The 7,340-nt window shown below is 27.4% G+C and carries 10 protein-coding genes and 1 riboswitch; of the genes, 4 read left to right on the top strand and 6 right to left on the bottom strand.

Features of this window, described 5'->3' with window-relative positions; translation table 11 throughout:
* The first annotated feature begins 45 nt into the window (after window positions 1-45).
* Genes QX51_RS19685 through QX51_RS21860 form a run of 3 tightly spaced genes read left to right on the top strand, consistent with a single transcriptional unit; the run spans window position 46 to window position 1,624 of the window.
* On the top strand, window positions 46-744 hold the full coding sequence (locus tag QX51_RS19685; protein WP_052233136.1) for a DnaJ domain-containing protein: 699 nt from the start codon (window positions 46-48) through the stop codon (window positions 742-744).
* A gap of 21 nt (window positions 745-765) precedes the next feature.
* On the top strand, window positions 766-1,416 hold the full coding sequence (locus tag QX51_RS17075; protein ID WP_039681108.1) for a leucine-rich repeat domain-containing protein: 651 nt from the start codon (window positions 766-768) through the stop codon (window positions 1,414-1,416).
* Window position 1,417: 1 nt separating this feature from the next.
* Window positions 1,418-1,624 (top strand): nucleoside-triphosphatase, encoded by a 207-nt coding sequence (locus QX51_RS21860; protein ID WP_079764813.1) that lies wholly within the window; start codon window positions 1,418-1,420, stop codon window positions 1,622-1,624.
* 26 nt (window positions 1,625-1,650) lie between these two features.
* Here QX51_RS21860 and QX51_RS17070 read toward each other — a convergent pair whose 3' ends face one another.
* From QX51_RS17070 to QX51_RS17060, 3 genes are all read right to left on the bottom strand, one after another.
* On the bottom strand, window positions 1,651-1,965 hold the full coding sequence (locus QX51_RS17070; protein ID WP_052233135.1) for a DUF1540 domain-containing protein: 315 nt from the start codon (window positions 1,963-1,965) through the stop codon (window positions 1,651-1,653).
* Window positions 1,966-2,087: 122 nt separating this feature from the next.
* Window positions 2,088-2,924, bottom strand: coding sequence for a polysaccharide deacetylase family protein (locus QX51_RS17065; RefSeq protein ID WP_039681107.1), 837 nt, complete (start codon window positions 2,922-2,924; stop codon window positions 2,088-2,090).
* A gap of 159 nt (window positions 2,925-3,083) precedes the next feature.
* On the bottom strand, window positions 3,084-3,989 hold the full coding sequence (locus QX51_RS17060; protein ID WP_039681106.1) for an N-acetylmuramoyl-L-alanine amidase: 906 nt from the start codon (window positions 3,987-3,989) through the stop codon (window positions 3,084-3,086).
* Window positions 3,990-4,197: 208 nt separating this feature from the next.
* Here QX51_RS17060 and QX51_RS17055 point away from each other — a divergent pair, with 208 nt between their 5' ends.
* A complete protein-coding gene (locus tag QX51_RS17055) occupies window positions 4,198-4,737 on the top strand; it encodes a metal-dependent hydrolase (protein ID WP_039681105.1) in 540 nt (179 codons plus the stop codon).
* Window positions 4,738-4,895: 158 nt separating this feature from the next.
* On the opposite strand, the gene QX51_RS17050 is transcribed toward QX51_RS17055, so the two are convergent.
* The 3 genes from QX51_RS17050 to QX51_RS20760 form a co-directional block, all read right to left on the bottom strand.
* A complete protein-coding gene (locus QX51_RS17050; RefSeq protein ID WP_039681104.1) occupies window positions 4,896-5,429 on the bottom strand; it encodes a GNAT family N-acetyltransferase in 534 nt (177 codons plus the stop codon).
* A gap of 135 nt (window positions 5,430-5,564) precedes the next feature.
* Window positions 5,565-6,767, bottom strand: coding sequence for a cation:proton antiporter (locus QX51_RS17045; RefSeq protein WP_039681103.1), 1,203 nt, complete (start codon window positions 6,765-6,767; stop codon window positions 5,565-5,567).
* A 193-nt stretch (window positions 6,768-6,960) separates the two neighbouring features.
* Window positions 6,961-7,034: riboswitch (Fluoride riboswitch) on the bottom strand.
* 66 nt (window positions 7,035-7,100) lie between these two features.
* The coding region (locus QX51_RS20760) for a hypothetical protein (RefSeq protein WP_039681102.1) at window positions 7,101-7,340 on the bottom strand (240 nt) is incomplete at its 5' end.

The raw sequence follows: 7,340 nt of genomic DNA, 5'->3' as shown, positions 1-7,340 counted from the left end.
TAATCTAATTAATCGAGAAATATTAAAATTTAAGGAGGTTTTATTATGGCTCTTATGGAAGATTTATTATTAAAAGGTTATATAGATGAAAATCTAGAGGAAAATGTTGAAAGTGCCACAGCTGATTATTTAGTACGACTACTCACTTATTGCGCCAAAGCTGACACAGAAATTTCACCTGAGGAAAGAGATTATATTATAAATTATATTGAATCTTTTGATATGAATAATAGTGAGGAAACTTGGCTATTTGCACAGTACGACTATGGAAGATTTCATGATTATAATAAGGAAACAATTATCTCTCTAAAAAGATCCATAGACAAACTTCTAGATAAGAAAGATCTTGATTTCAAAATTCTTTATCATCTTATAAGCTTATGCTTAATAAATAGCGAAACATTAAATGACACCCAAGCTGAAATAATAAGCGATTTTATAAGTGTATTTAATTTAGATGCTAATACTTGCGATGAAATATACGATAGGATATCGAAAGAAAAAAATAAGGAAATTGAAGAATATGATGATAATGTAGATAAGCTAGATGAATATTATGAAATACTAGGTTTAAATAAAAATGCTACAAAAGAAGACTTAAAAAAACAATATGCATATCTGACTAAAAGTTATCATCCTGATAAATACAATAGTGAAGAAATACCATTAGAAGTTAGAAAAGAACTAGAAGATACATATAAAAAAATAAACTTAGCTTACGATAAACTAAGGGAGATTTTTTAAATTTTCAAGGGGGTTATAAATATGGTCTTTAAAATTGCAATTATAATAGTAATTCTAATAATAATTTTTGTATCTTATATTTTTTATAGTAATAATAAGAGCAAACATAGAAAAGCTGATTCTAAAAAATCATCCAATTCTTATTATAAAGATGAATTAGATTCATTTTCTATTTTAAGTAAAGACTCCTTTAAAGATACTCATATCAAAGAATTCTTAGTAAATGAGGGTATTATTTTAATAGAAGATAAATGTTTTGTTAATTGTAAAAATTTATCAAATATAAAAGTTGAAGAGGGAAATAATAATTATTGCTCTAAATTAGGTGTACTTTTCACAAAAGATATGAGAACTATCATATGTTATCCTCCTTTAAAACAAACGTCTACTTATTTTATACCTCAAGGTGTTGAACGCATAAATACCCATGCTTTTTTAAATAATAATTCCATAAAATATGTCATAATTCCCACAAGTTTAGAATATATAGGTGAAAATTCGTTTGTTAATTGTAAAAATTTGAATCAAATAGTAATCCCAGAAAATGTGGAGGAAATTCATCCTAGGGCTTTTAATCTTTGTCCTAGACTTACTATTCGTTGTTACAAAAACTCAATTGCAGATGATTACTGCAAAAAATATTATATTCCTTGTGAATACTTAAGTAGTTAATATAAATATATACTCTAAAAATCTTGAAGCTGAGCTTGAAAACTGTCAACTCATCATTTTAGATGAAATTGGCTTTGCTGAGGGCAATTCTTACGAATTCATAAATACCTTAAATAAATCTTTAGATAGCAATAAAATAGTATTTTGTGTTTTGAAGAAAAAGAATTACCAATTAATAAATACTATTAAAAAAGAGAACTCTAAATAAATTCAGAGTTCTCTTTATTTACTTTTCTATGACAATTCAAATGTTCCACAAGCTGCTCTAGCTGCCATTATCTGTACATCTTTTGCATTGCACTTGTCATTTTCATTATATTTACAATTACTTACAATACATTTAATTGATTCTGGTACAGTTTTTTTATTGTCATAAATGTTAGATAATTTATCGTAAGCATATCCACCTTCTTCAACAAAAGTATTGCAAATTGTTTCTGATATAGTTTTTGCATTAACTCCTTTTACATTGATTACTCCTGCCATGCAATCACCGCTTTTATTATGAACACAATTAGTAGCTTTACAAGTTAAACTAGTACTTTTCATATGTAATACCTCCTACATTTTTTCATTCTTATTATGTGCTAAATGTAAGTAAATAATTATTTATTTTATAACTTTTATGATAATTTAAATTATTTAAAATGTAGGCAATCAATATTTATATTTTAATCTTCTAGTTTTACAAATTTATAGCCCTCTTCTCTTAACTTTATTAAAGCTTCTTTTAAACCTTCATAAGTATATCCATTTGGTTGGTTAAAATGACTAATTATAATATCTCCAGATTTTGCTTTGCTTACTTCACTTATCACTTCTTCCTTTGAAAAAGTTGCTCCACCATCACCATTTATACTAAATCCTGCTATTTTATATCCCAGTTCATTAGCAATTTCCATGGCAACTTCATCATAGTAAGCTGTACCCGATCTGAAATATTTTGTTTTCTTACCTGTAAGTTTGTATATTTCATCTTCGTTTAATTTTATTTCTTTTATAACTTCTTTTACATCAGCTGTTCCTTCTATATTATAAATAGAATTTTTATTCACTGATAGTGGTTTGTGACTATAACCATGGTTTTCAATTTCAAAATTATTATTTTTAGATAGTTCCATAAAAATATCTTTATTAGCTTCTATCCATCTATAATTTATAAATAATGTGGCATTTATATTTTCTTTGTCCAAAAAATCTATTAATTCCTTATCATATTTACTTCCTTTATCTCCGCCACAGGCATCTAGTGTTAGTGCTATTTCTTTATTATCACCATCTATATAGCTTACTACTCCTTCTAATTGTTCTCCCCATTCTTTTGGTTTAACATTTTCATAAGTTTCAATAATTTCTTCTTTCAACTTATCTTCATTTTCTTTTTCAACTTGAGATGTTGTAACTGTAGTATTATTTTCTGCAGTTGTATTTTTATTTATTTCTGATTTCTTAGCACATCCTGTTACTCCTATAAAAGTACATAAAATAATAAATATAATTTTCTTCATTATATAATCCCCCATATAATATATTCTTCATAATCTTTCACTTATTTATTATCCTCCATTCTTTTACTTTCATCAATAAATAATTCTATTTTCATAATTTATACAAAAAATCCCTTCTCATTTTAATAACGAGAAGGGCGTATATTATTTATAAAATGACTATAAAGAAGTCATGTTTTGTACATATTTGCTACTGGCAGTTATATATAACCCTGATTTAAGCTTGTACATGTAACTACTTCCTACCTTAAGTTTTTTAGTTACTGTAAATACTTCACCTTTTTTAACAATTTCAGCTACTGCCTTGTCTTCCCAAGATGGACATTTTCTAACATTTAGTTCATTTACTATAACTTTTACATATTTCACATTTGTAGAAACTTCCACCTCTTTTTCATCACAAACAAAATCTTCATCTGGTTTTACATAAGTTACACCAAAAGTTTTACAAACACCTTTACAAGTTGCTTCTGCATCAGCCTTTTGAAACTCTGGGTCTAACATATATTTAGCTTCTGCCATATTATCCATAAATCCTGATTCAGTTAAAATAGCAGGCATTTTTGTATTTCTAAGAACATATAAACTAAATCCTGAAATATCTGTATCAGTTCTTACACCATAGTTAGTACAATTATGATCTTTATGCAATTTCCATAATTCTTCATGTACATTTTGTGCCAGAACTTTAGTTTTAGCTTGTGAGTTATAATGTATAATTGTCACTAATCCTTTTGCTTTAGTCTGCCATTTCTCTCCAATAGCATTATAATGTTTACTTACATATGCATCTGCATTTACTGAATTTGCACGACTAACTCTATTTTGAAGCGATGTATCTACATCAGTTGGAGCCACTAAAAGTACTTCAAATCCACATCTTTTTAATGCTTTTTCCAAGTACTTAACTACAGCTCTATTAAACTCATTTTCTTTTATTACTTCACCTTTCTTTCTTACTAATTTACCATCTATATATAAATCTTCTAGTAATTTGGGCGTTCTTTTACCCGCAGTCTCCATTCCATGACCATCATCAAGGGCAATAAGATATTTATTCGCCATAAAAACACCTCCTTTAATAATATATAGACTTACGACATATTTTGACACAGAATTTTATTTAAAAAAATCAAATAATTTTTCATAATAATTTCTCCTAAGGTAATACTATCATTGAAATGTAGATAAAGTAGTAAAATAATATTTTGAAATTTATATATATTTCATTTATAATAAAACATATTAGAAATTTATGACAACTGGAGGATTTATGACAAAAGAAACTCACTCAAAGGGTGGTTATATAGTAGGACTATTATTACTTCCTTACATATACAATACCTTTCTTATGGGATATAACTTACCTTATCGTATAGTTCTCTTATTTATATATGCTTATTTTACACATTTTGGATCACTACTTAGTGATATAGATATGAGAGGATCATATATTAGTAAGAGATTTCCCATTATGTACAAAATTTTCGGAAAGAAATTTAGACATAGAAGTTTTACTCATAGTTTAATTTTTGTAGGACTAATAGCATTTATTGGTGACGTAGTTATTATTTCAAGTAATGATAATATTGTTTTTACTTGTATTTTTAGCGGACTTTTAGCTGGAGTAATCTCACATATTTGTTTAGATTTAATTACAAAGGAGGGTGTTGAACTTTTTTATCCTGTAGGAATTAATTTTTCCATTCTACCCATAAAAACTAGTTCAAGAACTGAGAGAAATATTAGTAAAGTATTGAATCTTTTAGTAGTATTTCTTATTGGATATAGATTTTATTTAATTACATTATAAGAAATAGGATAGTTATTTATGAGAACTCATTTTAACTATCCTATTTTTATACTTATATTAAGTTTTATTTTAATTATCTAATTAACTCTAAATAATTTAAAATTATCATAGAATTCAGTTTAATTTTCTTATTTACAGAGTTTTTTCACACACTCTTACTATATAATCAATCCCATAATTATGATATCAAAAAATTCCCCATCTATATATGTTTCATTTTTTAGTGTACCTTCTACTTCAAATCCACATTTTTTATATAATTCTATAGCTCTTGGGTTATCTTTTCTTACACTTAAGCCTATTCTAGAAGTTATACCATTTGATTTACACCAATCTATTAACTCATCCATCATTATTTTTCCAAGTCCCACATTACAGTACTCTTCTTTTATAACTATACCAAGTTCACCTACATGTTTCCCTTTTTTCTTTTGATTAGAACTTATAGTACCTATACCTATTATTTTATCATCTATTGTAGCAAGAATCATAGTGTTATTATCTAATTCATTTACAGATTTAATTGCACTTTCTTGTTGCTCAACACTTACTTTGTACTCACCTGCCCCAAAAGATAAGTATGTAGTTTCTCCTCCTACTATATTGTAAAAGTCTATTATTTCTTTAGCATCACTTTCTTTTGGACTTCTTAGTACAACATTTAACTTATTTTTTGTCATAACTGTTTTCATAACATTCCACTCCCCTGTTTTCTTTTAAATTTAATGTTAATTTTTAACTTCTCATACACAATAAATATTATAGTGCAAATAGACACAAATCAACATAAGCCTCCTATTTATTTATAGTTTCATATAAAATTTTTATTAAACGATATCTTCCATTGATTCATCTTCTTTGCATAGTAATTTTTTATAAGTACTGTCTATTCCTATTGCTCCAAATGGTGCAGTTATTAATATGGAAAGCACTGCAACAGTTAAAACTAATTGACCGCATTCAAGTCCCATGGATAGAGGAATACTTCCTATAGCTGCTTGAACTGTAGCCTTTGGTGTATAAGCTATCATACAGAAAAGTCTTTCTTTCATAGGTAACTTAGTTTTTATTAAACAAGTATATACTCCTACCATTCTAACTACTAAAGCAAATAATATTACAACTACAGCAGATACTCCTGCTTGAAGTACATATTTTGTATTTACAGTTGCTCCAACTAAAACAAATAATACTATTTCTGCTGCAACCCATAACTTATTATATTTATTTGATAATCTAGTTGCCAGAATCTCATATTTTGCTTTTATAACTATTCCCATACTCATTATGGCAAGTAAACCTGACATAGGTACAACATTTTCAAGTATGTTTTGACATTCTATCAATAAGAAGGAAACACTTAGTATTATTATTACTTTTATTGAATCTCTAAAATGTATCTTCTTGAAAGTTTTAATTAATATAATACCCATTACTATACCAACTACAATTCCCATAACTATGGATATAGGAATTTGTGCAAAACTCATTGCTGAAATCTCGTCACCTTTTGCAAGACCTGTAAATGCAGTAAATAATACTATAACAAAGATATCATCAACTGATGCCCCTGCCATTATTAACTGTGGAATGCTATTTTCTTTTCCTATTTTCTTTTCAATTAAATTAATCATTCTAGGAACTATTATTGCAGGAGAAACTGCAGCCACCACTGCACCCATAATTGCCGCTTCTAAAATACTAACACCTAAAATTTTAGGTGCTATAAATACTACTGCCAAAATTTCAAAACATGCAGGAACAAAACACATTAGTATGGCAGGTCTTCCTACTTTTTTCAACGCATTAATATCTAGTGATAATCCTGCTCTAGTTAAAATAATTACAAGAGCTAATTGTCTAAGATCTGGAGAAATACTTAATATTTTCTCATCCAATAAATTAAAAGCATAGGGGCTAAGTAAAATTCCTGTAAAAATCATCCCCATTAAACTAGGTAACTTCAGTTTATTAAAAACACTTCCCATTAATAAACCAAGTAAAAAAATAATTGCTAAACTCGTTAACATCTCAACCTCCTATTTTTGCACAAAAAATTCGATTCGCCTAAGCCACTGCGTGGGCGCTCCACTTCATGTCGCCAACGACCTTGAAAAACAGGTCCGTTGCTCCATTAAGCAGTTGGATTTTATAATTTATCCACAAACCAGATAAATTATAAAATCCTTACAATTAAAAAAAGCTGATGATTTCCGTGACAAAATAATCACAGAAGTCATCAGCATAAAATGCGGTTTAAGTAAATACTTTGGGAGAACTTCATTCCCGTGTTTTTATTTTAGCATAATTTATATTTTTCTTCAATCTTAAATCAATATTAAATTTATCCCCCTTTTACTCTCCTATAGATTCATCAACTTGCTCTTTATAAAATCAATATTTTTCTCATTATAATCATCTTCCATAAATTTCAATATAAAAATTATATTATCATAGACAATTATCCTTTCATTTGATGATGTATCAATATAAATTTCATTAGCACCCCAATCATCGAATTCTTTGCCACTTGTATATTTTTTATATTGATTTCCTGAGATAATATCATTCTTTTTTATATTTCTTAAGGCATTATTTATAAT

The sequence above is a fragment of the Terrisporobacter othiniensis genome (assembly GCF_000808015.1).
Classification (GTDB): Bacteria; Bacillota; Clostridia; order Peptostreptococcales; family Peptostreptococcaceae; genus Terrisporobacter; species Terrisporobacter muris.
Note: the sequence above shows the minus strand (reverse complement) of the source record. Positions and strands in the feature narration are given on the sequence as shown.